This window comes from Neorhizobium galegae, assembly GCF_021391675.1.
In the GTDB taxonomy this organism is placed as follows: Bacteria; Pseudomonadota; Alphaproteobacteria; order Rhizobiales; family Rhizobiaceae; genus Neorhizobium; species Neorhizobium galegae_B.
Window position 1 is genome coordinate 471,330 of sequence record NZ_CP090096.1, and the last position, 23,167, is coordinate 494,496.

22 protein-coding genes and 1 tRNA gene are annotated in these 23,167 nt (G+C 62.5%); 10 read left to right on the plus strand and 13 right to left on the minus strand.

The features are described 5' to 3' along the window. Positions 1-68: 68 nt before the first annotated feature. On the plus strand, positions 69-911 hold the full coding sequence (locus LZK81_RS24960) for an oxidoreductase (RefSeq protein ID WP_233957705.1): 843 nt from the start codon (positions 69-71) through the stop codon (positions 909-911). A 101-nt stretch (positions 912-1,012) separates the two neighbouring features. Here the strand turns inward: LZK81_RS24960 and LZK81_RS24965 are convergent, their stop codons facing one another. Continuing rightward, positions 1,013-2,074: a class I SAM-dependent methyltransferase gene (locus tag LZK81_RS24965; protein WP_233957706.1), complete on the minus strand. Its 1,062-nt coding sequence runs from the start codon at positions 2,072-2,074 to the stop codon at positions 1,013-1,015. Between the two features lie 696 nt (positions 2,075-2,770). On the opposite strand from LZK81_RS24965, the gene LZK81_RS24970 reads away from it, so the two are divergent. The 8 genes from LZK81_RS24970 (at position 2,771) to LZK81_RS25005 (ending at position 7,145) form a co-directional block, all read left to right on the plus strand. Next, positions 2,771-3,205: a DUF2948 family protein gene (locus tag LZK81_RS24970; protein ID WP_046612708.1), complete on the plus strand. Its 435-nt coding sequence runs from the start codon at positions 2,771-2,773 to the stop codon at positions 3,203-3,205. 68 nt (positions 3,206-3,273) lie between these two features. Continuing rightward, positions 3,274-4,587 (plus strand): histidinol dehydrogenase, encoded by a 1,314-nt coding sequence (gene hisD, locus LZK81_RS24975; protein ID WP_233957707.1) that lies wholly within the window; start codon positions 3,274-3,276, stop codon positions 4,585-4,587. A 3-nt stretch (positions 4,588-4,590) separates the two neighbouring features. Beyond that, positions 4,591-5,064 carry a UPF0262 family protein gene (locus LZK81_RS24980; protein ID WP_046629732.1) on the plus strand — a complete coding sequence of 158 codons (474 nt, stop codon included), beginning with the start codon at positions 4,591-4,593 and terminating at the stop codon, positions 5,062-5,064. Positions 5,065-5,066: 2 nt separating this feature from the next. Continuing rightward, positions 5,067-5,546 carry a low molecular weight phosphatase family protein gene (locus tag LZK81_RS24985; protein ID WP_046607399.1) on the plus strand — a complete coding sequence of 160 codons (480 nt, stop codon included), beginning with the start codon at positions 5,067-5,069 and terminating at the stop codon, positions 5,544-5,546. A 152-nt stretch (positions 5,547-5,698) separates the two neighbouring features. Next, positions 5,699-5,917 carry a translation initiation factor IF-1 gene (gene infA, locus LZK81_RS24990; protein WP_004435948.1) on the plus strand — a complete coding sequence of 73 codons (219 nt, stop codon included), beginning with the start codon at positions 5,699-5,701 and terminating at the stop codon, positions 5,915-5,917. Positions 5,918-5,942: 25 nt separating this feature from the next. Beyond that, on the plus strand, positions 5,943-6,563 hold the full coding sequence (locus LZK81_RS24995; RefSeq protein ID WP_046607347.1) for a Maf-like protein: 621 nt from the start codon (positions 5,943-5,945) through the stop codon (positions 6,561-6,563). A gap of 129 nt (positions 6,564-6,692) precedes the next feature. Further along, a complete protein-coding gene (yacG, locus tag LZK81_RS25000) occupies positions 6,693-6,902 on the plus strand; it encodes a DNA gyrase inhibitor YacG (RefSeq protein ID WP_046607348.1) in 210 nt (69 codons plus the stop codon). A 167-nt stretch (positions 6,903-7,069) separates the two neighbouring features. Beyond that, positions 7,070-7,145 (plus strand) — tRNA-Phe (locus LZK81_RS25005). 191 nt (positions 7,146-7,336) lie between these two features. Here the strand turns inward: LZK81_RS25005 and LZK81_RS25010 are convergent. From LZK81_RS25010 to LZK81_RS25045, 8 genes are all read right to left on the minus strand, one after another. Beyond that, positions 7,337-8,377: a sn-glycerol-3-phosphate import ATP-binding protein UgpC gene (locus LZK81_RS25010; protein WP_233957708.1), complete on the minus strand. Its 1,041-nt coding sequence runs from the start codon at positions 8,375-8,377 to the stop codon at positions 7,337-7,339. Next, positions 8,377-9,225: a sn-glycerol-3-phosphate ABC transporter permease UgpE gene (ugpE, locus tag LZK81_RS25015; protein ID WP_046631729.1), complete on the minus strand. Its 849-nt coding sequence runs from the start codon at positions 9,223-9,225 to the stop codon at positions 8,377-8,379. Before ugpE ends, LZK81_RS25010 begins: the two co-directional genes overlap by 1 nt. 9 nt (positions 9,226-9,234) lie before the next feature. Further along, positions 9,235-10,116 (minus strand): sn-glycerol-3-phosphate ABC transporter permease UgpA, encoded by an 882-nt coding sequence (gene ugpA, locus LZK81_RS25020; RefSeq protein WP_046607307.1) that lies wholly within the window; start codon positions 10,114-10,116, stop codon positions 9,235-9,237. A gap of 65 nt (positions 10,117-10,181) precedes the next feature. Beyond that, positions 10,182-11,486, minus strand: coding sequence for a sn-glycerol-3-phosphate ABC transporter substrate-binding protein UgpB (gene ugpB, locus LZK81_RS25025; protein ID WP_233957709.1), 1,305 nt, complete (start codon positions 11,484-11,486; stop codon positions 10,182-10,184). A gap of 103 nt (positions 11,487-11,589) precedes the next feature. Continuing rightward, the gene (locus tag LZK81_RS25030) at positions 11,590-12,411 is read right to left on the minus strand and encodes an inositol monophosphatase family protein (protein WP_233957710.1); all 822 of its coding nucleotides are present in this window, start codon (positions 12,409-12,411) and stop codon (positions 11,590-11,592) included. A gap of 28 nt (positions 12,412-12,439) precedes the next feature. Next, positions 12,440-13,501 (minus strand): ABC transporter ATP-binding protein, encoded by a 1,062-nt coding sequence (locus LZK81_RS25035; protein ID WP_233957711.1) that lies wholly within the window; start codon positions 13,499-13,501, stop codon positions 12,440-12,442. Beyond that, the gene (locus LZK81_RS25040) at positions 13,498-15,729 is read right to left on the minus strand and encodes an ABC transporter permease (RefSeq protein WP_233957712.1); all 2,232 of its coding nucleotides are present in this window, start codon (positions 15,727-15,729) and stop codon (positions 13,498-13,500) included. Before LZK81_RS25040 ends, LZK81_RS25035 begins: the two co-directional genes overlap by 4 nt. 81 nt (positions 15,730-15,810) lie before the next feature. Next, entirely contained in the window at positions 15,811-16,833 is a 1,023-nt protein-coding gene (locus LZK81_RS25045) for an ABC transporter substrate-binding protein (protein WP_046607303.1), read from the minus strand. A 191-nt stretch (positions 16,834-17,024) separates the two neighbouring features. Here LZK81_RS25045 and LZK81_RS25050 point away from each other — a divergent pair, with 191 nt between their 5' ends. Next, entirely contained in the window at positions 17,025-18,026 is a 1,002-nt protein-coding gene (locus LZK81_RS25050; RefSeq protein ID WP_046607302.1) for a substrate-binding domain-containing protein, read from the plus strand. A 39-nt stretch (positions 18,027-18,065) separates the two neighbouring features. Here the strand turns inward: LZK81_RS25050 and LZK81_RS25055 are convergent, their stop codons facing one another. The 4 genes from LZK81_RS25055 to LZK81_RS25070 all read right to left on the minus strand — a co-directional run bounded on the left by LZK81_RS25055 (position 18,066) and on the right by LZK81_RS25070 (position 23,162). Continuing rightward, positions 18,066-19,925 carry a DUF2264 domain-containing protein gene (locus LZK81_RS25055; protein ID WP_233957713.1) on the minus strand — a complete coding sequence of 620 codons (1,860 nt, stop codon included), beginning with the start codon at positions 19,923-19,925 and terminating at the stop codon, positions 18,066-18,068. Positions 19,926-19,989: 64 nt separating this feature from the next. After that, on the minus strand, positions 19,990-21,270 hold the full coding sequence (locus tag LZK81_RS25060; RefSeq protein ID WP_233957714.1) for an ABC transporter substrate-binding protein: 1,281 nt from the start codon (positions 21,268-21,270) through the stop codon (positions 19,990-19,992). Between the two features lie 30 nt (positions 21,271-21,300). Further along, the gene (locus LZK81_RS25065; RefSeq protein ID WP_233957715.1) at positions 21,301-22,032 is read right to left on the minus strand and encodes a DUF624 domain-containing protein; all 732 of its coding nucleotides are present in this window, start codon (positions 22,030-22,032) and stop codon (positions 21,301-21,303) included. A 20-nt stretch (positions 22,033-22,052) separates the two neighbouring features. Then, positions 22,053-23,162 carry an ABC transporter ATP-binding protein gene (locus LZK81_RS25070; protein ID WP_233957716.1) on the minus strand — a complete coding sequence of 370 codons (1,110 nt, stop codon included), beginning with the start codon at positions 23,160-23,162 and terminating at the stop codon, positions 22,053-22,055. Positions 23,163-23,167 lie beyond the last annotated feature (5 nt).

The window sequence follows — 23,167 nt, forward strand, 5'->3', positions numbered from 1 at the left end:
TCTCTTTGGGACGTCCATCCTTTTCCCGCCTCATATTGTTTGATCCGGCACCCCACGGAGATTTTCCCATGACCGATGCACAAACCCCCGTCTGGTTCATTACCGGCTGCTCCACCGGCTTTGGTCGCGAACTCGCCAAGCTGACGATCGAGCGCGGCTGGCCGACCGTCGTCACTGCCCGCGGCAAGGATCGGGTCGCCGATCTGGCCGACGGCAAGGATCATGTCCTGGCACTCGATCTCGACGTGACGGACATGAAGCAGATTGCCGATGCGGTTTCCGCCGCCGAGCAGAAGTTCGGCCGCATCGACGTGCTGGTCAACAATGCCGGCTACGGTTATCAGGCCTCGATCGAGGAAGGCGAGGAGGACGAAATCCGAGCGATGTTCGACGCCAACGTCTTCGGCCTGTTCGCCATGACCCGCGCCGTGCTGCCGGGCATGCGAGCGCAGCGCAAGGGCCATATCCTCAACATCACCTCCATGGCCGGTTTCATGGGCCTCTCGAGTTCCGGCTATTACGCGGCGAGCAAACATGCAGTCGAAGGTTTTTCCGATGCGCTCACCCTCGAAGGCGCACCGCTCGGCATCAAGGTCACCTGCGTCGAGCCCGGTCCGTTCCGCACCGACTGGGCCGGCCGATCCCTGAAGCAGACGCCGAGCAGGATCGCCGACTACGCCGAGACCGCCGCGGCCCGCATGGGCGCGACCTCCGGCTATAGCGGCCGCCAGCCGGGCGATCCGGTGCGCGCCGGCGAGGCGATGATCGCCGCGACCGAGGCGGATCAGGCGCCCCGCCACCTGGTATTGGGGGCCATCTGCTATAACGCTGTCACCCAGAAGCTGAAGGAGCGCCTGGGCCAGATCGAACTCTGGGAGGAAATCAGCCTTTCCGCCGATTTTCCCGGCTGAATGTCGGGCTGGGTTCTGCGGCCCGGCCCGACATCACCTGGTATTGGTGTCAGGGCTTCGGTTCGGTTTGCGTATCCGGAACCGCGTAAACCCAAAGCGGTTCAGGCTCGCACTTCGAAGATCATGTTGAATGGAGTTTCGCTCGCCCGTCGGAAGTGCGAATAGCCAGCGTCGAGCGCCACCTTGCGAAGCTTCATCTCCCCAGCCTGGGCACCGAGGCCAAGGCCTACTTCTTGTGCCATGGAGGCCGGAGTGCAGATCATGGCCGAGGCGCCGTAATAAACCCGCCCGACCGGGTTGAGATTGTCCTTCAGGCCGTCATGCGCGAAGGGTTCGACGATCATCCAGGTGCCACCCTTCGCCATCGTCTCGCGGATATGACGGCCTGCTCCGACCGGATCGCCCATATCGTGCAGGCAGTCGAACATTGCGACGAGGTCGTAGTTGCCGCCGGGGAATTCCTTCGCCGAAGCCTGGTGGAACGTCACCCGGTCGCCGACGCCAGCCTCCTGCGCCGCACGCTTTGCGCGTTCAATGGAAGGGGCATGGTAGTCAAACCCGTGAAAATGCGACTTCGGAAAAGCCTTTGCCATGAGGATCGTCGAGGCGCCATGGCCACAGCCGACGTCGGCCACCTCCGCCCCACGTTCCAGCTTTTCCCGTACGCCCTGAAGCGCGGGAATCCATTCGTCGACCAGATGGCTGTTGTAACCGGGACGGAAGAAGCGCTCCGTGCCCCGGAAGAGGCAGGTGCTGTGCTCGTGCCATCCGAGCCCGCGGCCCGTGCGAAAGGCTTCCTCCACCTTCGGCTCATCCATCCACATCGATTGGACGATTTCGAAGGCGCCTCCGAAAAAGGCCGGGCTGTCCTCATTGGAAAAAACCATCGCCTGCTCGGGCGTCATACCGAACTTGTTCGATTTTTCATCAAACGTGACGTAGTCGGCCGCAGCCATGGCGGCGAGCCATTCGCGCACATTGCGTTCGGCGAGCCCCGTCGTTTCCGCGATCTCCATCGAGGATCGCATCCGTCCGTCCGTCATCGCCCGGAACAGGCCGAGGTGGTCGCCAAGCACGACGAGAACGCCGGACACGCCAGCGCCGAGATCGCCCACCAGCCGACCGACAAGTGCATCGAGTTTCTGCATATCAGGTTCCTGCATGGCATCCTCCATAGATACACCAGCCCCGGCCCAATGTGTTTTACCCACAGAGATTCTACGCCGGGGCGGCACACCGTCAATGAAGCATTCGGACTAGACGACCGATCAGAAGGCTTAAGTCCCTATCGAACGGTAATCGATTTCAAGTTTTCAATGCCCGTTGATGACGTAAAGCTGCCGATCCGCGCACCCCACCGCCCACTTGGGGCGCGAGGTGGCCGGCAGGCGGAGCGTGCCCCGCCATCTGCGATGCCCCCCGGGACCCCGGGGACGAAATGGGGCCAAACGGCATTTGTCGGCGTGTTTCGTCAACGACTTGGCAGATTTCTCGCCTCGCCGGCATCCCCGCGGTCAAGACATCGGGCAATAATAGCCGCATCATCGGATGGGAACCGGCTGCCTCACGAAGGTTCGCAAGATCCCGGTTTCGATGATGGTCGTGAAAGCGGCAAGGGAGGGCTCGGAAATCCTCCGCAAACCGCAAGAGGCGATCGGGGCAGGCGGAAACCTACCTCACATCCATACCCGATACCCTGCCTGCCCCATTCCCCTCCTCAACCGTGCCGACACGTCCGTCGGTGCGGATAAAGCTGCGTTCTGTCTTGCGGGCCGCCGTTGCTTCTTGCCTCGCCACATCCTATCTCAAGTACAGGAACTTTCGCGTGAATACGCACCTCTTAATGGATATTGGAAGCGATGACCGACTTGAAGCTGCTGGCCCTTGATACGGACGACCTGGGTGTCATTTCCGCGCATATGCAGGACGCGGTCTTCAAGGTGGGCGACGTGCGCTGGTCGCAGCCCGAGCGCAACTTCTCGCTCGCGGCCAACCGCTTCGTCTGGGAGAATGCCGCGGCCAAGCAGCGCAAGGGGTTCGAACGCCGCCGTTCGGCGATCGTCTTCAAGCGGGTCGAGGCGGTGCGCTCGACCGGCATCAATCGCGGCCGTAAGGACGAGGTCCTGTCGCTGCTGGCGATCACCTTCTCGCAGAAGGGCGACGGCCCGGAAGGCACGGTCGAACTGGTGCTTTCCGGCAAATCGACGATTGCGCTCGACGTCGAATGCATCGAAGTTGCTCTTGCGGATGTCGGCGGCGCATGGGAAACGGCGTCCAAGCCCCGTCATCCCTGATCCGGCCCCGTTTGTCCGAACAGCCCGACCGGGATAACATCGTTTTTTGAGCTGGAAGGAATATCCGCTTGGCAATTTGGCTGGATCAGGCGTCGCCGGATTTTGAGGCAAGGTTTTCCGCATTTCTGTCGACCAAGCGCGAGGTCTCGGAAGACGTGAACACGGTGGTGCGCGCCATCATCGACGATGTGCGCGCTCGCGGCGATCAGGCGCTGATCGATTATTCCGCCCGTTTCGACGGGATCGACCTCGCCAAGGTCGGAATAAAGGTGACCGAGGCCGAGATCGACGCGGCGCTTGCCGCGACCGACCGGAAGGTCATCGATGCCCTGAAGTTCGCCGCCGAGCGCATCGAGCGCCACCATGCCCGCCAGATGCCGAAGGACGATATCTACGAGGACGCGATCGGCGTCGGCCTGGGCTCCCGCTGGACGGCGATCGAGGCGGTCGGGCTCTATGTTCCGGGCGGCACCGCGAGCTATCCGAGTTCTGTGCTGATGAATGCAGTTCCGGCAAAGGTCGCCGGCGTGCCGCGTGTGGTCATGGTCGTGCCGGCCAATGGCGGAACGATCAACCCTGCGGTGCTGGCCGCCGCCCGCATCGCCGGCGTCACCGAGATCTACCGCATCGGCGGTGCCCAGGCCGTGGCGGCGCTCGCATACGGTACCGAGACGATCGCCCCGGTCGCCAAGATCGTCGGCCCCGGCAATGCCTATGTGGCGGCCGCCAAGCGGCATGTCTTCGGCACGGTCGGCATCGATATGATCGCCGGTCCCTCGGAAGTCCTCGTCATCGCCGACGGCGAAAACGATCCGGACTGGCTGGCGGCCGACCTGCTCGCCCAGGCCGAACACGATGCCGGCGCGCAGTCGATCCTCGTCACCGATGATGCCGGGCTCGGCAAGGCGGTGGAGGCGGCCGTCGAGCGCCAGCTGAAGACCCTGTCGCGCTCTGAAACCGCAGCGGCGAGCTGGCGCGATTTCGGCGCCGTCATCCTGGTGCCGGACCTGAACGCCGCCGTGCCGCTCGCCAACCGCATCGCCGCCGAGCACCTGGAGCTTGCCGTTGCCGATCCCGACGCGCTGCTGCCCGGCATCCGCAATGCCGGCGCGATCTTCATCGGCCGCCATACGCCGGAAGTGATCGGCGACTATGTCGGCGGCTCCAACCACGTGCTCCCGACCGCCCGCTCGGCCCGTTTCTCGTCCGGCCTTTCGGTGCTCGATTTCGTCAAGCGCACCTCTATTTTGCGGCTTGGGCCCAATCAGCTCCGCCAGCTTGCGCCCGCGGCGATCACGCTTGCCCATTCCGAAGGCCTCGATGCCCACGCCCGTTCCGTTGCGATCCGCCTGAACGGCTTGCCCCTCGACGACGAGGGCTGACGGATGGGGCAAGGGGACTTCCGGCTCTACGACGTCGTTCTGGACGACTCGATCGGGCGCTCCACGCCCGATGTGGAACACGAGCGGGCGGTCGCCATCTTCGATCTCGTCGAGGAAAACTCCTTCGAGCCGCTCGGCCATGCCGGCGGCCCCTACAAGCTGAAGCTCTCGCTCGTGGACGCCAAGCTGATGCTCGGCATCACCACGGACAAAGATGAACAGGTCGCGACCCATATCCTGTCGCTGACCCCCTTCCGGCGGATCATCAAGGATTACTTCATGATCTGCGAGAGCTATTACGAGGCGATCCGCTCCTCGACCCCGAGCCGCATCGAGGCGATCGACATGGGTCGCCGCGGGGTGCACAACGAAGGCTCGCAGACGCTGATGGACCGGCTGGACGGCAAGATCCGCGTCGATTTCGATACCGCGCGGCGGCTCTTCACGCTGGTCTGCGTGCTCTATTGGCGTGGTTGAGCATGGAAGCCGTGCTCGCCCCGGAGACAAAAGCCAAAAGGCCGGGCGCCGTTCTATTCATGTGCGGCTTCAACGCCATCCGTTCGCCGATGGCGGAGGCCATTGCAAAGCGGCTGCTGCCACCCGATATCTACGTCCAGTCGGCGGGCGTGCGCTCCGGCGAGCGCGATCCCTTCGTGGATGCGGTACTGGAGGAGGTCGGGCTTTCGATCGGCCGCCATCAGCCGCGTACGCTGGAGGAACTTGAGGACGATTTTTTCGACCTGATCGTCACGCTGACGCCGGAAGCCCACCATGCCGCGCTGGAACTGACCCGTTCAAATGCCGTGGACGTGGTCTACTGGCCGACCATGGACCCGACCGCTGCGACAGGCACCCGCGACCAGATGCTGGATGCCTATCGGGAGGTTCGCGACCATCTCTGGAAGTTGATCGACGAGCGCCTTTCCGGCATCAGCCGGCATCCGGCCGAGACCGCCTGAAACCGCTCGTCGCAGGCCGCTTGAAACGACATTGAGAATAGCGCTCAAGCGAGGTTCACAAAGCGGACATGATTGTGTAGTTTCCGCGCAAATTTCCGGGCGGGCGCGAAAAGCGTCGCCGGCCCAACCCAACACAGGAAGAAAAACTATAGATGGCTAAAGAAGAAGTCCTCGAATTCCCGGGCGTCGTGACAGAACTCCTGCCCAACGCGACGTTTCGCGTGAAGCTGGAAAACGAACACGAGATCATTGCCCACACCGCCGGCCGCATGCGCAAGAACCGTATCCGCGTTCTGGCCGGCGACAAGGTGCTCGTCGAAATGACGCCTTACGACCTGACCAAGGGCCGCATCACCTACCGCTTCAAGTAATCCTCATCATTCGCGGCGGGCTCTCATGGCGCTGGAACAAAAGCTGATACTGGCCTCCGGTTCTCCGCGCCGCCTCGACCTCCTCAACCAGGCCGGTATTACGCCGGCGCGGCTGATGCCGATGGATATCGACGAGACGCCGAAGAAATCCGAACATCCGCGCTCGCTCGCCCGCAGGCTTTCGACCGAAAAGGCGGAAGCGGCGTTGGCGGGAATCAGAAACGATCCGGCCTGGCGGCACAGCTATATCCTGTCGGCCGACACGGTAGTCGCCGTCGGCCGCCGCATTCTCGAAAAGACCGAATATACGCAGGAGGCCTCGTCCGCCCTGCACCTGCTCTCGGGACGCGGCCACTGGGTCTATACCGGCATCTGCCTGATCACCCCCGGCGGTCAGTTCCGCCAGAAGGTCGTGCAGACCAAGGTGCGCTTCAAGCGGCTTTCCACCCGCGAGATCGAAAACTATATCGCGTCCGGGCAATGGCGCGGCAAGGCAGGCGCCTATGCGATCCAGGGTATTGCCGGATCGTTCGTCCAGAAACTCGTCGGCTCCTACACCAATGTCGTCGGCCTGCCGCTTTTCGAGGTGACCGGGCTTCTGGCCGGCGAAGGCTTCGACGTGGTGGCGGCCTGGCCGGAGGGCTGAAGAGGCCGGTTCAGACGGCGCAGGCCGATGGAGCAGGCCGAAAGGTGCTCCGGCTGCGCCCGCAAGGGTGTCATCGGCGTTGGAAGGCTGCCGGCTGCGCCATGCCCCCTGTAGAAAGGAGTATCAAAGATGACATCGGAACCGATCAAGACCGGCGGCAAGGTCGAGCCGCTCAGGAAGACGAGACCCTGCCCGGAATGCGGCAAGCCCTCGGCGCGCGACCACTATCCCTTCTGCTCCGACCGCTGCCGCACGCTGGACCTGTCGCGCTGGCTGACGGGCTCCTACGCCATTCCCGTCTCGGACGACGAGACCAAGGCCGACGGTTCGGACGACTGAGCCAGACAGGTCGCGCCTGTTTTTGTTCAGGAAATAGCGATTTTCGCAAACCTGTCAAAAAAGTGGGCTCCGGCGCTGGACATGGCCGAACAAGATGTTATAACCCCGCTCGCTCCGGGGGACACGCCCCCGCCGGCCTTGGGCCGGAAGGCTTCATAGGCCTCGATGCCCGGATAGCTCAGTTGGTAGAGCAGCGGATTGAAAATCCGCGTGTCGGTGGTTCAAATCCGCCTCCGGGCACCATTTTTCCTTAAAAACAAGATGGTTGATGTTCCGGCAGGGGTCGTGGTTTCTCCCCGCCCAGCCTTTTCTCTCGTTTGCTCGGAAACCTCGGCCCATAGCGCCCAGCCATCTTTCTTCGCCGAGCTCGTCAGCGCGGCGTCGGTGCCACAGCCGGCGACCTTGCGATGGAACGGCGCTTGGCAACTCCTCCGTCAGACCCTCTTTCCGGCGGCATCGAACAGATGGAAACGGCTGGCGTCGGCCGTCAGGGCCATGGTCTCTCCGATCTGGATGCCGGAACGGCCTGCGACGCGGAAGACGACAGGACTGCCGTCGGCGGTCAGGGCATGGACGTAGCTTTCGGCACCAACCAGTTCGACCGCCGCCACCTGAACTTCGGCCCTGACGGGCCCGGAAGCATTGCCATTGGCGATCACGATGTCCTCCGGGCGGATGCCGATCGTGGCCGCATTGTTGGGTAGTCGCGCCTCCGGCGACATCTTCCAGCTGGCGCCGTTACCGAGTTTCATGAGGTTCATGGACGGCGAGCCGATGAAGGTGGCGACGAAAGTGGTCTCGGGCTTCTCATAGAGTTCGATCGGCGTGCCGACCTGCTCGATCCGGCCGGCATTGAGCACGACCAGCCGGTCTGCCAGCGTCATCGCCTCCATCTGGTCGTGGGTGACGTAGATCGAGGTCGTTGCGAGCGAACGCTGCAGGCGGCGGATCTCGACCCGCATCTGGACGCGCAGCTTGGCATCGAGGTTGGACAGGGGCTCGTCGAACAGGAAGGCGGCCGGCTTGCGCACGATGGCACGGCCCATGGCGACGCGCTGGCGCTGGCCGCCGGACAACTGGCGCGGCTTGCGCTCCAGGAACGGCTCGATCTCCAGCGCGCGCGCCGCCTCGGTGATGCGGCGGTCGATCTCATCCTTCGGCGTGTTTCGGTTCTTGAGGCCGTAGGCGAGGTTCTGCCGCACGGTCATGTGCGGATAGAGCGCATAGTTCTGGAAAACCATGGCGATGTCCCGCTCTGCGGGTTCCAGCTCGTTGACGCGCTTGTCGGCAATCGTCACCTCGCCCGAGGAAATGCCTTCGAGACCGGCCACCATCCGCAGTAGGGTGGATTTTCCGCAGCCGGAGGGGCCGACCAGCACGATCATCTCGCCGTCTTCGATATCGAGCGATACGCCCTTGATCGCCTCGATACTGCCATAGACCTTGCGGACATCCTTGAGTTCAATCCTTGCCATTACTTCTCGGTCTCCACCAAACCTTTGACGAACCAGCGCTGCATCAGCACCACGACGATGACGGGAGGAATGATCGCCAGGATCGCGGTGACCATGACGTAGTTCCAGGGGGTTGAGGCATCCGCGAAGTCGACCATGCGGCGCAGGCCGATGATGATCGTGTTCATCTTCGCGTCATTGGTGACCAGCAGCGGCCACAGGTATTGCGTCCAGCCGTAGATGAACAGGATGACGAAGAGTGCCGCGATATTGGTCGTCGACAGCGGCAGCAGGATGTCGCGCATGAAGCGGAACGGTCCGGCATTGTCGATGCGGGCAGCCTCGACCATCTCGCCCGGGATCGTCAGGAAGAACTGCCGGAAGAGAAAGGTGGCGGTCGCCGATGCCATCAGCGGCAGCGTCAGTCCCGCATAGGTATCGATCAGGCCGAGATCGACGATGACCTTGTAGGTCGGCAGGATGCGCACCTCCACCGGCAGCATCAGGGTGATGAAGATCATCCAGAAGAAGCCCATGCGGAAGGGAAAACGGAAGAAGACGATCGCAAAAGCCGACAGGAAGGAGATGACGATCTTGCCGATGGCAATCGCGATCGCCACCACGAAGCTGTTGAACAGCAGCCGTTCGAGGCTCACCCCGACCACGCGCTCGACGCCGCCGGAGATGGATTCGTTGTAGTTCTCCATCATGTGGCCGCCGGGCAGCAGCGACAGCGGCGGACGGATGATGGCGGTCGACGTCGCCGTCGAGGCGATGAAGGTATAATAGATCGGAAAGGCAACGATGACGATGCCGAGGATCAGCATCAGATGCCCCATGAGGGTGGCGAGCGGGCGGTTCTCAATCATCGGGTCACCTCAACCATAATGCACGCGCCGCTCGACGAAGCGGAACTGGAACGCCGTGAGCGCGATGACGATGACCATCAGCACCACCGACTGGGCGGCGGACGAGCCGAGGTTGAGGTTCACGAAGCCGTCGTTGTAGACCTTGTAGACCAGCGTCTCGGTCGCCTTGGCAGGCCCGCCGCCGGTCACGGAATGGATGATGCCGAACGTATCGAAGAAGGCGTAGACGGTGTTGACGACAAGCAGGAAGAAGGTCGTCGGCGCAAGAAGCGGGAAGACGATCGTCCAGAAGCGGCGGCTGCCGCGGGCGCCGTCGATTGCGGCGGCCTCCAGCAGCGACTTCGGGATTGCCTGCAGGCCGGCGACGAAGAACAGGAAATTGTAGCTGATCTGCTTCCAGGCGGCCGCAACCACGACCAGCACCATCGCCTGATCGCCGTTGAGCAACGGGTCCCAGGCAATGCCATTGCGTCTGAGAATATAGGCCAGGGTCCCCATGGCCGGATTGAACATGAAAAGCCACAGCATGCCGGCAACCGCCGGCGCCACGGCATAGGGAATGATCATCATGGTGCGGTAGAAGCCCTTGCCGCGCACCACCAGATCCGCCGCGGTTGCCAGCAGCAGCGCCAGGCCCATGGAGAGCAGGGCGGTCGCAACGCTGAAGACGATCGTCACCTGCAGCGCATGAAGGTAATTCTCGTCCGACAGGATCAACCTGAAATTTGCCAATCCGACGAAATTGCTCTGCAGGCCGAACGGGTCTTCCCGCATCGCCGATTGATAGAGCGCCTGGCTTGCGGGCCAGAAGAAGAAGATGACCGTCAGGACGATCTGTGGCGCGACCAGGAAATAGGGCAGGATCTTGTTCGGAAAGACGACGCTTTGCACGGGCGGGCTCCCTTGGAATGCGAATGAGGCCGTCCGCATCGGCTGACGCGGACGGCCCTGGCTGCTTACTTTTCGATTGCCTGCTGGATCGCGGCATTGCCGCGTTCGACAACCTTGTTGAGCGCCGTCTTGGCATCCTGTTTTCCGGCCAGCATCGACTCGAACTCCTCGTTCATGATGTCGCGGACCTGCGGCAGGTTGACGAGACGTACACCCTTGGAGTTCTCGGTCGGCGCCTTGCCCATCATCTGCAGGAGCGGCGCCTGGCGGCCGGGGTTCTTGTCGTAGAAGCCGGACTTCTTGGTTTCGTCATAAGCCGCCATCGTCACCGGCATATAGCCGGAAACCTGGTGCAGGCGGGCCTGGACCTTGGTCTGCGACAGGAAGTTGAAGAACTCCGCAGTGCCCTTGTATTCGGCATCGCTTTTGCCGGCGAAGACCCAGAGGCTGGCGCCACCGGGAATGGTGTTCTGCGGCCGGCCGGCGCCCTCGTAATAGGGAAGCTGGCCGATGCCGTAGTTCATGCCGGTCTTGATGATGTCGCCGAGACCGCCGGAGGATTCCGTCATGATACCGCATTCGCCCGACGTGAAGAGCTGCTTGGCTTCCGAAGTGCGGCCGCCATAGCGGAAGGTGCCGTCCTTGCCGAGATCGGCGATCGACTGGAAGTGCTTGACGAAGAACTCGGAGTTGACGGCGAGCTTCACGTCCACGCCGGCCAGCCCGTTTTCGTTGCTGCCATAAGAGACGTTGTTCCAGGCGGCGAGATTTTCGGTCTGGATCCAGGTGAGCCAGGTCGAGGTCATGCCGCAGGGGGCGGCACCGCTGGTCTTGATCTTTTTGGCTGCCTCGAACACCTGCGGCCAGGTCTTCGGCGGGTTGGCGGCATCGAGACCGGCCTTCTGGAAGATATCCTTGTTGTAATAGAGGATCGGCGACGAGGAGTTATAAGGGAAGGACAGCATGGTGCCGTCCGGCTTCGAATAGTAGGCGACGATGCCCGGCAGGTACTGCGACTTGTCGAACTTGTAGCCGCCCTTCGTCAGCACGTCGGCGACTGGAACGATGGCGCCCTGGGCACCCATCATCACGCCGCTGCCGGCGTCGAAGACCTGCATGATCGCCGGCGGCTGCTTGGCACGGAAGGCGGCAATGCCGGCATTCAGCGTTTCCGGATAGCTGCCCTTGAAGACCGGAACGATCTTGTAGTCCTTCTGGCCTTCGTTGAATTCCTTGGAAAGCTGCTCGACGACCTCGTTGTTGGCGCCGGTCATGGCGTGCCACCATTGGATCTCGGTGACGGCCATCGCGCTCGACGCCATGAGCAGTGATGTGGTTACGGCAATTGCTGAAGCAAGAACGATTTTCATGGATGTTTTCCTCCCTTGACCATGAACCGAAGATCGGGTCCGACAAGGACCCTTTTCTGCGCGCCGCCGACCTCAAGGCTCGGACGGCGCGTGAATGAAGCGGTCACGCAGCCGCCGAATCCCCTGCGCCGATACCGGCGATGCGTTTGAGATCGCTGACGGCACCCGGGCCGGCGGCAAGTACCGGCGCGCCCTTGGTGAGCCGCCCGCCTTCCGTGGGGAAGGGCAGGAACCAGCCGCCTGCCTCCTCGACGATGCAATAGCCGCCGAGGCAATCCCAGGCGTGCATATAAGGCTCGTAATAGCCGACCAGCCGGCCGGCGGCGACATAGGCGAGCATCAGCGCGCCCGATCCCAGCCGGACGAAATTGCCGCCGCCCTCGAGGAGATCGTTGACGATCTTGCCGACGGCGGCCGGCGTGACATGGTGATTGGCGCCGATGCCGGTCAGCGCGTTGCGGATCGTCTTGCGGCCATCGAGCGAAAGCCGCTTGCCGTTCAACGTGGCGCCCTGTCCGGCCGCTGCGGAATAGATTTCTTCGTAGCAGGGTACGAAAATGACGCCGACGACCGGCTTCTTGTCATGGAGAACGGCGATCGAGACGCACCAGTTCGGCATGCCGCTGACAAAGGGACTGGTGCCGTCGATCGGATCGACGACCCAGGTATAGCCGGAACTGCCTTCCGCAAGCCCGTATTCCTCCCCCAGGAAGCCGTCGTCCGCGAATGTTTCGGACACCCGGTCGCGGATGAGGTTTTCCACCTCCCGGTCGGCGATCGAGACGACATCCTGCGGATCGCCCTTGGTTTCGATGATCAATGTTTCGCGCCGGCTGAAATAGTCGAAGGCGACCTTTCCCGCTTCCCGTGCGATCGTTTCGGCAAGCGCGTGGCGATCCCTGATGTGCTGCTCGTTTTTATTCATGAAGAAACATGTCCCTGTCTGCAGACTTTCATTCCGCGATGATGGCGATGCCGCGGCTCTTGAGGCCGATGGCGACCTGTGTGCCGGGAGGAAGAGGGCGGTCGACCGACGGGTCGACGATGAACAACGTCCCGCCGCTCGTTTCCGCCTCGTATTCGATATGGTCGCCGAGATAGGCCGTGTGCCTGATCCGCCCGAAAAAGGCGGCGCTTTCGGCCGGTTCGACCGTGATGGCATTCGGTCTGACCGCGAGCTTGCCGCGGCCGGGCCTTGCACCGCGCGCCGGCACGACATGCCTGAGGCCTTCGATGCCGACGGTCGCCTGTGTGCCCGAGATATCGATGATCTCGCAGGGCACGACATTTGCCTCGCCGATGAAGTCGGCAATGAAGGACGAGGCCGGTGCCTCGTAGAGGTCGCGCGGGCTGCCCTCCTGGGCGATCTCGCCATCTTTCATGACGATGATCTTGTCGGAGACCGCCAGCGCCTCGTCCTGGTCATGGGTGACGTAGACGGCGGTAAACTGCAGGCGCTGCTGAAGCTCGCGGATTTCGGTGCGGACGCGGCGGCGCAGACGTGCATCGAGGTTGGACAGCGGCTCGTCGAGCAGCAGGACCTGGGGTTCGAGGACCAGCGCGCGGGCGACGGCGACGCGCTGCTGCTGGCCGCCGGACAGTTCGGCGGGAAGACGGCGTCCCATGCCCGCAAGGCCGACAAGTTCGAGCCCGTGCTCGGCCTGTTCACGCGCTTGCCTCCGGCTCAGCCCCGATGACTCCAGCCCGTAGGCGACGTTGTCGAGCGAAGTCATGTGCGGGAAGAGCGCGTAGGACTGGAAGACCATCGAGACATCCCGCTCATTGGCCGGCAGCATGGTGACGTCCTTGCCGCCGATCAGAATGCGGCCGGAGGCCGGGTGTTCGAGGCCGGCGAGCATGCGCAGCGTCGTGGTCTTGCCGCAGCCGGAGGGGCCGAGCAATGTCACCAGCGTACCTGGCTCGACGGTCAGCGACAGGTCGTGAATGGCCGTGAAGGCGCCGAAAGTCTTGCGGACGTTCTGGAAAACGACGGATCCGGCATGGGCTGGTCTCATGCGATTTTCTCCTGCTGCAGGGAAGTCGGGACACGGGCGAGTTCGGCCGAGATGCGGTTCTCGCGCCTTAACCGCCGCTCGCCGACGATCAGCTGAAAACCGGTGATGACGGCGATCATCACCACGATCAGCATGGAGGAATAGGCGATCGCCACGCCGTATTCGCCGTTCTCGACCAGGCCGACGATATAGGAGGTCGCCATGTTGTACTGGGCGCTGACCAGGAAGACGACGGCGCTGATCGAGGTGATGGCGCGCACGAAGGAATAGACGAGTGCGGCGGTGATCGCCGGCCTCAGGAGCGGCAGGATGACCTTGCGGATGGTGCGGAAGCTGGTTGCTCCCAGCGTCATCGAGGCTTCGTCGAGGCTCTTGTCGAGCTGGCTCATGGCGGCGATGCCGCCGCGCACCCCGACCGGCATGTTGCGGAAGACGAAGCAGGCGACGAGGACCAGCGCCGTGCCGGTCATTTCGAGCGGCGGCAGGTTGAAGGCCATGATGTAGCTGATGCCGATGACCGTGCCGGGAATGGCAAAGCTCATCATCAGGGCGAACTCGAAGAGTTCACGGCCGGCAAATTTCTGCCGCACGATCACATAGGCCGTGGCCAGTCCGACGGCAGCCGTCAGCGGCGCCGAGATCAGCGCGATCTCCATCGTCGTCCAGAAGGAATTCCAGGCAACCCCGGTCCAGACCAGCGAACCGTCGCGGACGGTGACGGAGAAAGCCTTGGCGTAATGGGCAAGCGTCAGGGTGTTGTCGAGGCCCCAGGTCTTCACGAAGCCACCGAAGATGATCATGCCGTAGACGATGAGCGTGAAGATCATCCAGGGGATGACGAGCATATGTACGGTAATCGAAAGCGGGCGGGGCAGCGCGATATGGGCGCCGCTGTCGCCCTTGCCGGTGACGGTCGCGAAATTCTTGCCTGAAAGCCAGAGCCGCTGGGCGAGGAAGGCCGACAGCGTGAAGCAGAGCAGGATCATCGCAAGCACTGCGGCGCGGGCCGGATCGTTCTGCGAGCCGACGACGGCAAAGAAGATTTCCGTCGAAAGCACGCCATGGCTGCCGCCGAGCACCAGCGGGTTGCCGAAATCGGCCATGCTTTCGATGAAGCCGATCAGGAAGGCGTTTGCGAGCCCGGGCTTCATCAGCGGCAGGGAAACGCGCCAGAAGGTGCGCCAGCGGTTTGCCCGCAATGTCTGGGAAGCCTCCTCCATCGAGGGGCTGACCCCTTCGACGACGCCGATCAGAACGAGAAAGGAAATCGGCGTAAAGGAGAGAACCTGGGCGATCCAGATGCCGGTGAGGCCATAGAGCCAGCGGCTCGGCTCGATGCCGAAGACCGACGAAAGGCCCTGGGTGACGACGCCGGCGCGGCCGAACAGAAGCGTCAGCGCAAGGCCGATGACGAAGGGCGGGGTGATGATCGGCAGCACGGTCAGCAGCCGCAGGCCCTTCTTGAAGGGAAAATGCGTGCGGGTTGCGACCAGCGCGAAGGCGAGACCCAGCAGCGTCGAGCCTGCAGCCGTCATGATCGCCAGGAAAAGTGTGCGCCAGGCGATCCCGCAGCGTGTGCCGCCGGCAAGACAATCGAGGCTCCAGATCGAGGATTCGGCGATGTTGCGGCTGAATCCATCGAAATTCACCGAACCGTCGAAGTCCTGGAAGGCACCGATGAACATGCTGCCGATCGGATAAAAGACGAAGACCGCGACGAGGAAGATCAGCACGGAAATGGTCGAGACGACAAACGCGTCGCCGCGCATCACACCCCTTTCGGCAAGGCCGAAGGAAAATAAGAGGACGAAGACCACGGACATCAGGACGGCGCCGGCACCCATCGACGACTGGCCGCCGGCGAGCTCACCGAAGAGCGTCTGGGTGATTGTCCAGCTCCAGCCGGTACTGCCGATTGCGAGCCCCTGGAGCGCGAGAAAGACGACACCGAAGCCGCCCGACCAGGCGAGAAGCGCGCCGCGCCGCATCGGGTCGGTCACGAACCGCGCCGCGGCCGCGCCGACAAGTGCCAGCAAGGCGGCCAACAACCAAAGCCGGCCGTGCACGAAGATCTGCAGCATCCCGGGAGCGACCGTGGCCGCCCCCGGGAAGTCCCCCAGCCAGGAGAATGACAGGAAACCCTTCTCGATCCGGTACCACGGCAACAAGACCATGGCCGCCGCGCCGACGGCAAGGACAAGGTCAAGTCTGCGATTGCGATTGTCCATGGCCGGCCGCGACCTCATCGAGAGCATGGAAAGTCTGGTCGCGCTACAGGCTAAGCCGCAGCGCGACGATGGCGATCGGGATCAGTTGGCGCTCGCGCCGATTTCCTTGTCCCAGCGCTCGAGCAGCTTTTTGCGGGTGTTCGGGTCGCCGTATTTGGTGAAGTCGTAGTCGATCAGCTTGATGTCGGCGAACTTCGGCGCTTCCTTCGGGACTTCCGCCTTGGCGTTTGACGGAAGCTGGAAGGACTTCGCCTCCTTCATGTGCGACTGTACGTCGGCCTTCAGCGCCCAGTCATACCACTTCTTCGCGTTTTCCAGGTTGCGAGCGCCCTTGACGATCGACATCGAGCCGATTTCGTAGCCGGTGCCCTCGCAGGGCGCGATCGACTTGACCGGGAAACCTTCGACCGCCTGAGCCACCGCATCATGCATGAAGACGATGCCGATCGCCGTCTCGCCGCGGGCGGCGGCCTTGACGGGCGCTGAGCCGGACTTGGTATATTGCGAAACGTTGGCGTTGAGCTTCTTCAGATAGTCATAGGCCTTGTCTTCGCCCATGATCTGCACGAGCGTTGCCAGCGCCGTATAGGCGGTACCGGACGAATTCGGGTTGGCCATCTGGATCTCGCCCTTGAACGAGGCATCCAGGAGGTCGGCCCAGCACTTGGGCTCCTTGTAGTTCTTCTGCTTGAAGAGTTCGGTATTGTAACCCCAGCCGAGCGCGCCGGCATAGACGCCGACCGTGCGGAAGCCGGAGCTTTCCGCCTGCTTCTTCGCCCAGTCGTTCAGCTCTCCGAGAAGCGGCGACTTGTATTCCTGCGTCAGTCCCTCGGACGCCGCCTGCAGGTGCGGGTCGCCCGTACCGGCCCACCAGATATCCGTTTTCGGATTGCGCGCTTCGGCGCGGATCTTGGCATAGGTTTCGCCGGACGACAGGCGAACCATGTTCACCTGAATGCCGGTATCCTTCTGGAACATCTGCTGCATCATCTCGCAGATGACCACGTCGGCAGAGCAGATCAGGTTGAGTTCTTCCGCGGCACGAGATGCCGATACGTTCATAGTCAAGCCAGCCGCGAGAGCGGCTGTGAGAGCCAGGCGCATGATTATCCTCCCAGATTATGGTGACGCCTCCACATCACCCGCCTTTGCAAGCGTGTGCAATGGTTCCACGTAGTCATGGATCTTGTCAATAACAAATTGCTAAAGAATATGGTCGCCGGCCGCATTTCTTGTCATCTGCTTGTTGCACTCGCTTGCAAAAATAGGCATTGATTGAGGCAAGGGAGAGGGCGATGAGCCGCAAGATTTTTGTCAGCGCCAAGGAAGTCGCTGACCGGGCTGGTGTGTCCAGGTCGGCCGTTTCGCGCACGTTCACGCCGGGTGCAAGCGTTTCGGAGGAGACGCGGCGACGGGTGATCGAAGCGGCCGAGGCGCTGGGTTATCATGTCAACCACCTCGCTCGCGGGCTGATGCGCAACGAAAGCGGCATCGTCTGCCTGATCGTTTCCGAGCTCGATACGCCCTACCGCGCCAGCCTTATCCGGGCGCTCACCGGCCAGCTCCAGAGCGCCTCGAAGATCGCCATGCTGATCAATACCGACCGCTCCGACGACAGCGTCGACCAGGCACTCCGCCAGGCGATCAGCTACCGCGCCGATGCGTCGATCATCCTGTCCGGCATGCCGGACAGGTCGATCACCGATCTCTGCCTCAAGAGCGGACAAAGGCTTGTGCTGATCAACCGCGACGAGGATCGCGACGGCGCCCTGATGATCAACCTCAATGATCGCGATGCGGCCCGGCGTAGCTTCATCGCCCTGCTGCGCGCCGGCTGTCGCAACTTCGCCTTCGCCAATTCGGAAGCGATGACGCCGAGCCTGATGGCCCGCGAGGAGGGTTTTTGCGCTGCGGGCCGCGAACATGGCCTCGAGGTGACCGTCGAACGGTTCGGCTCGACCACCTATCAGAGCGGCGTGGTGCTGGCGCAACGGCTGCTCACCCGCGAGAAGCGGCCGGACGCGATCTTCTGCGTCAACGACCTGCTTGCCTGTGGCTTGATGGATGCCGCCCGGCATCAGTTCAACCTTGCGGTTCCGTCCGAACTCTGCGTCGTCGGCTTCGACGACATCGAGCAGGCGTCCTGGTCGTCCTACAATCTCACGACCTTTGCCCAGCCCGTCGACCGGATTGCGGCCGAAGCCGTCACCTGGCTCGATCAGGTCACATCGGCCGAGACGAACTCCCGAAGACTTGATGCGGACCTCGTCTGGCGCGGATCGGTGAGGGGCGGATGAAGCGGCAGGCAAGCATAGGACAGGCCGCTGTGGCCTGCCTCACTTGGCGCCGGTAAGGTTGAAGGCGGGGATCACCTGTCCTTGCGCACGGAACAGCCGCTCCAGTTCCGCCACATCCGGGCAGACCGGGACGGACTGCAGAAAGGCCGGGTCCATCTCGGCATTGGGGAGCGCGATGACCGCCGCGGCAAGCAGCGTCGTCCCTGCCTCGATCTGTCCACGGAGCTGGGGAAGAAGCGTCTTTGCGTGAATGAGATTGGTATTGGCGATCGGGCTCATGGCATGGCCCTCCCGCCTGAAGGCAGGTGAGAGGTCGATGATCGCGCTGGTGTCGGTCTGACCATACCAAACGGCCAGACCTTCGCCTCGGCTGGCGATGTCGGCCTGGAAATCCGCCTGCTCGATGGCAAAGCCGCCCTCCGTCGTTTGCAGAGCGCGAGGCGTGACAATGCGGTGGATGCGGATATGCCAGGGGTTGGCCGGCACCAGCCATGTCTCGACCGTGACGTCACTCCAGGGCTTCCAGCGGGAATAGAGCCTGTCGTCGGCGATCAGCGCCTGCTCGAGCGTCTCGCGCATGCGGAAATGCACCCCGTCGTCGGAAAGGCCCAGCATGCCGTCAAAACTTGCCGCCGCGAAATGCCGGTCGTTGGCCTCGATGTTGAAGGCGTAGCGGGTGGAATAGACGAATTTCGAATATTTCTCGTTGGCGCCGCGCATCTTGTCGTGCTGCTGCCCGGAGGCGAGGACAACCACGTTGCCGGGCGTATGCATGGCGACCATGCCGGGTTCTTCGAGCGGAACCGGGTCCGCAAAGGAGGGTGCCGGTGCTTCCTGTGCCAGCCAGAACGGATGGTCGGCGGGCAGAGCCAGGGGCAAAAAGAATTTCAGCGCCCAATAGGGCGAGCCGGGCGAGTTGTAGCTCTCGCTCATCAGCAGATTGGGATAACCGTAGCCGATCGACAGAACCCCGTCGCGGTCGGCGATCGGAAGCTTCGACCACCAGCGGATATGGCGCATGTAGTAGCCCTTGATTTCGGCCCAGGGCAGGGCCTCGACGCCCGCAAATGCCAATGCGCCCCAGAAGCCGCCGGCGGCAAACCGGTATGTCTGGCTGCGCCCGAAGGCAAGCGCCGCGCCATCCGGACCGAACCAGTGGCGGATGTCCTGCGCAAAGACACGGGCACGTTCGCGATAGGCATCGCCGCGCGCAGTATCGGCCGTCGCGAGCACCGAATAGATCAGCGCATAAAAATGCAGGGCGAAGGGGATATAGTGGTCGACGCGCTTGACCGGCCCGTCGCGATACCAGCCTTCGCCGAGCCGGAAGGCCTCGGTCTCATCGAGATATTTTTCGGTCTTGGACCGGTCCAGGCTTATGCCGACGCGTGTCAGGCCGAGATCGATGAGGACCCGGAAGAATTTCCAATTGTTGTCGACGAATTCCTTGTCGTGGGCCGACAGGAGATAGGCTGCGACTGTTTTCTTCTGCCCTTCGCTGAGCGGGTCCCAGATATGTTCGGGAACCATGGCAAGCGCAAAACCCACCGCCGCCAGCTCCACCTGACGCTGGTCGCGATCTGAAATGTCGCCCCAATATTCCGGATGAGATGGATCGGTGCCGTTTGCAAGGCCGCGGCGGTAGAGATCCCAATGCGGGAAATCATGGCCTCCGGCTGCGAGCGGTACGATCCCCCAGAGCGGTCGGGCAAAACCTTCAAGGTCGGCCGCGGCACGGTCGAAATGCGCGCCGGTCGCGCTCAGGCGGACCCGCGCGCCGCCTTGCGAAAAATAGGGAAGAAGCGGTTTGAACAGATCCAGCACCGCTCTGCCAAGGTCGGCTTGGGAAAGAAGAGGGTTCCCGCAAAGGGGATTGGCTCGAACTGGGTCGTAGATCACGGGCAAACCATTTTCATTGAAAAAAAGAGACCCGCGGAGGCCATGGCCGCCCCGGGTCGGGCTGTTACTTGATGGCTTTCACGCCGTCGGCCATTTCCTTCAGGCCGCCATCGATCGAGATGTTGTCGGTCATGATCGAGTCATGCGCACGATTGAGGACAACTTCGATCTTTGCGGCATTCGGATTGACGGCCATTTCCAGGAAGGACTTGCCGGACTGCAGTGCGTCCTTGCTCGCCTGGTCCTGGGGGAAGCCCGGCAGCGATGCGATCTTGGCGGTGACCTCCGGCGTGCGGACGGTCGGGATCGTGCCGGTGCCGGCGATGATGGCCGCCCCTTCCGGGCCGGTGACGAACTTGATGAAGTCGAGCACCTCGGCCTTGTGAGCGGAGTTGGTGTTGACGGCGAGACCGGAAATCTGCGCTGCGGTCGTGCCTGCTGCAACGCCGTCCGGATGCGGGAACTTCACGATCCCCCAGTTCTTGCTCTTGGATTCGCCGGAAGCGACCTTGGCGATCTGGGTGCCGACGAACCAGGTACCCATCGGCAGCATGCCGATCGTGCCGTTGAAGAACAGCGCCGAGTAGTGGGTATTGGAGGTCTTCAGCGACGCATAGGACGGAACGACGCCGGCCTTCTGCAGGGCAAGCGCGCGCTCATACCAAGGCTTCAGGAAAGCGTAGTCCGGACCCGCGAGCGTCTGCTTGCCGTCGAGGATGCCGGGAAGCTGGACCGTGGAGCGCCATGTGTGGAAGAGAGCGCCGTAGGTCTTGTTCGCGCCCATGCCGCCAGCGAGCTTCGTGGCGATCTGGTCGAACTGCGCCCAGGTCATGTCGTTGGTCGGGTAGGTAACACCGGCCTTGTCGAAAATGTCCTTGTTGTAATAGACGACCCAGAAATCCGAGCGGAACGGCAGGGCATAGATCTTGCCGTCGATCTTGAGTTCGTCGACGAGGCCGCCGAACGACGCCGGGTTGATCTTCTGTTCCGTCATGAAGCCGGAGAGGTCCGAGATCGAGCCGGCACGGACGAGGTTCGTGTAGTTCGGAACGTCCTTGACGGTGACGATGTCGATATCCTTGGAGCCGCCGGCAAGCTGCGTGGCGATCATCTGCTGGTAGTCCTGCGAACCGAGGTCCACGGACTCGAACTTAACGTTCGGATGCTTGGCCTGGTATGCCTCCATGAGCGGCTTGTAATAAGCCACCTTGTCCCAATCCCACAGCGCCCATTTGAGCGTCACGGCGTTGCCCGACTGTGCGTATGCCGATCCTGCGACCGACGTCGCCATGGCGAGACCCGCTATCGCGAACCTCACCGATCTCCCGAGTTTTTCCAAATACATTCCGTTCTCCTTCCCTGAAGTGTCTCTGGACTAGATATGCTTAGCGTCACCCGCCTGCGGTTCGCGATGCGCCTGTATTGCCATTGGCAGGGCTAGAACCATGACCGCTGCCCGATGGACGCCGAATGTGACGGCGAACATTCCGAGTGAAAAGTTAAGGGTGGCCGGCATGAACACGGACACCGGATAAAAAACGATATGCGCGAGCCAGAGCGCGGCCACGAATGCAAGCGCGCCGAGCGCCGGTAGCGGACGCACGACCGAGGCGACGGCTGCCAGCCGCAGCAGCTTCGGCGCCGAAAGATCACGCATCACCATCAGCACGACGAGATGGCAGGCCACCACGACGATGAAAACCGTCGCGATCAGCGCAATCGTCAGCGGCAGGGCGAGGACGAGATTGCCTTTCGCGGTCGCGGCATAGGTGACGATCGCATAGACGCCGAGGCCGATCGCAAGTGTGAAGGCCAGGCCCCACGCGGTCGCACGCCAGAAATATCGGAAAAACGCTTCGACGAAATCCCGCAGGAGGTAGGTGTTGCGGTCTTCGACGAAGGCGACCGAAACGCGGGCGGTCGCAGCGATTGCAGCGGGGATGGTGACGACGAAGAGTGCGGCCAGAATGAACAGGATGTTCAATTTGACCATCTCCCACCATTCGCGGGCGAACGTAGCGGCGAAAAGGGCAAGACCGGTCTTCTTCGGCGCATTCTTCGGAATGCCCGGTCCTTCCTTCGTCCACATGTCGCGCAGCCATTGCATGGCCGTTTCCTCCCGCTCGCCTAATAAAGGATCGAGCGCTCCGTTTGCCTGTCGAACAACTGCATATTGGTGGTGTCGACGACCAGCTTGACCTCGTCGCCGATTGCGCCCTTGAACCGGGGCGACACGCGCGCGATCAGGCTGCGTCCTCCGGCGACGATGTTGAGATGGATTTCCGAGCCCATCGGTTCGGCCAGTTCCATGACCGCGCTGAAGGGCGCCAGGTTTTCCGGCGCGATATCGGCCGGCGGCAATTCGTGAAAATTCTCGGGCCGGATGCCGATGACCAGCTCGCGGCCTTCGTAGGGTGCGATGCGGCTTCTGTCGAAATGGGCCGGCAATGGCAGTTCCCGCCCGTCGAACAAGGCAAAATATCTCTCACCGCGCCGCTCGATCACGGACGGCATCATGTTCATCTGCGGTGCGCCGATGAAGCCGGCGACGAACATGTTGACCGGCCGATCATAGAGGTTCTGCGGCGTGTCGACCTGCTGGATATGCCCGTCCTTCATCACCACGATGCGATCCGCCATGGTCATCGCCTCGATCTGGTCGTGGGTGACGTAGATGAAGGTGGCATGCAGACGCTTGTGCAGCTTGGTGATCTCGGCGCGCATGGTGCCGCGAAGCTTGGCGTCGAGATTGGAGAGCGGTTCGTCCAGCAGGAAGACCGCCGGATTGCGCACCATGGCACGCCCGAGTGCGACGCGCTGGCGCTGGCCGCCGGACAGTGCCTTCGGCTTGCGGTTGAGAAGGTGGGTGATGTCGAGGATTTTCGCGGCGTCCTGAACCTGGCTGTCGATGAAATCCCGGGAGACTTTGCGAAGCTGCAGGCCGAAAGCCATGTTCTTGTAGACGGTCATATGCGGATAGAGCGCATAGTTCTGGAAGACCATGGCGATGTCGCGGTCCTTGGACGGCACATCGTTCATCAGGTCGCCGCCGATCTGGAGCTCGCCGCCGGAAATCTCCTCCAGCCCGGCGATCATCCGCAGCGTCGTCGATTTGCCGCAACCCGAAGGGCCGACGAGAATGATGAATTCCTTGTCGGCGATCTCCAGGTCGATGTCATGGACGACAGTGAGGGCGCCGTAGGACTTGTTCAGTTTTTTCAGTGAAATGCTGGCCATCGGAT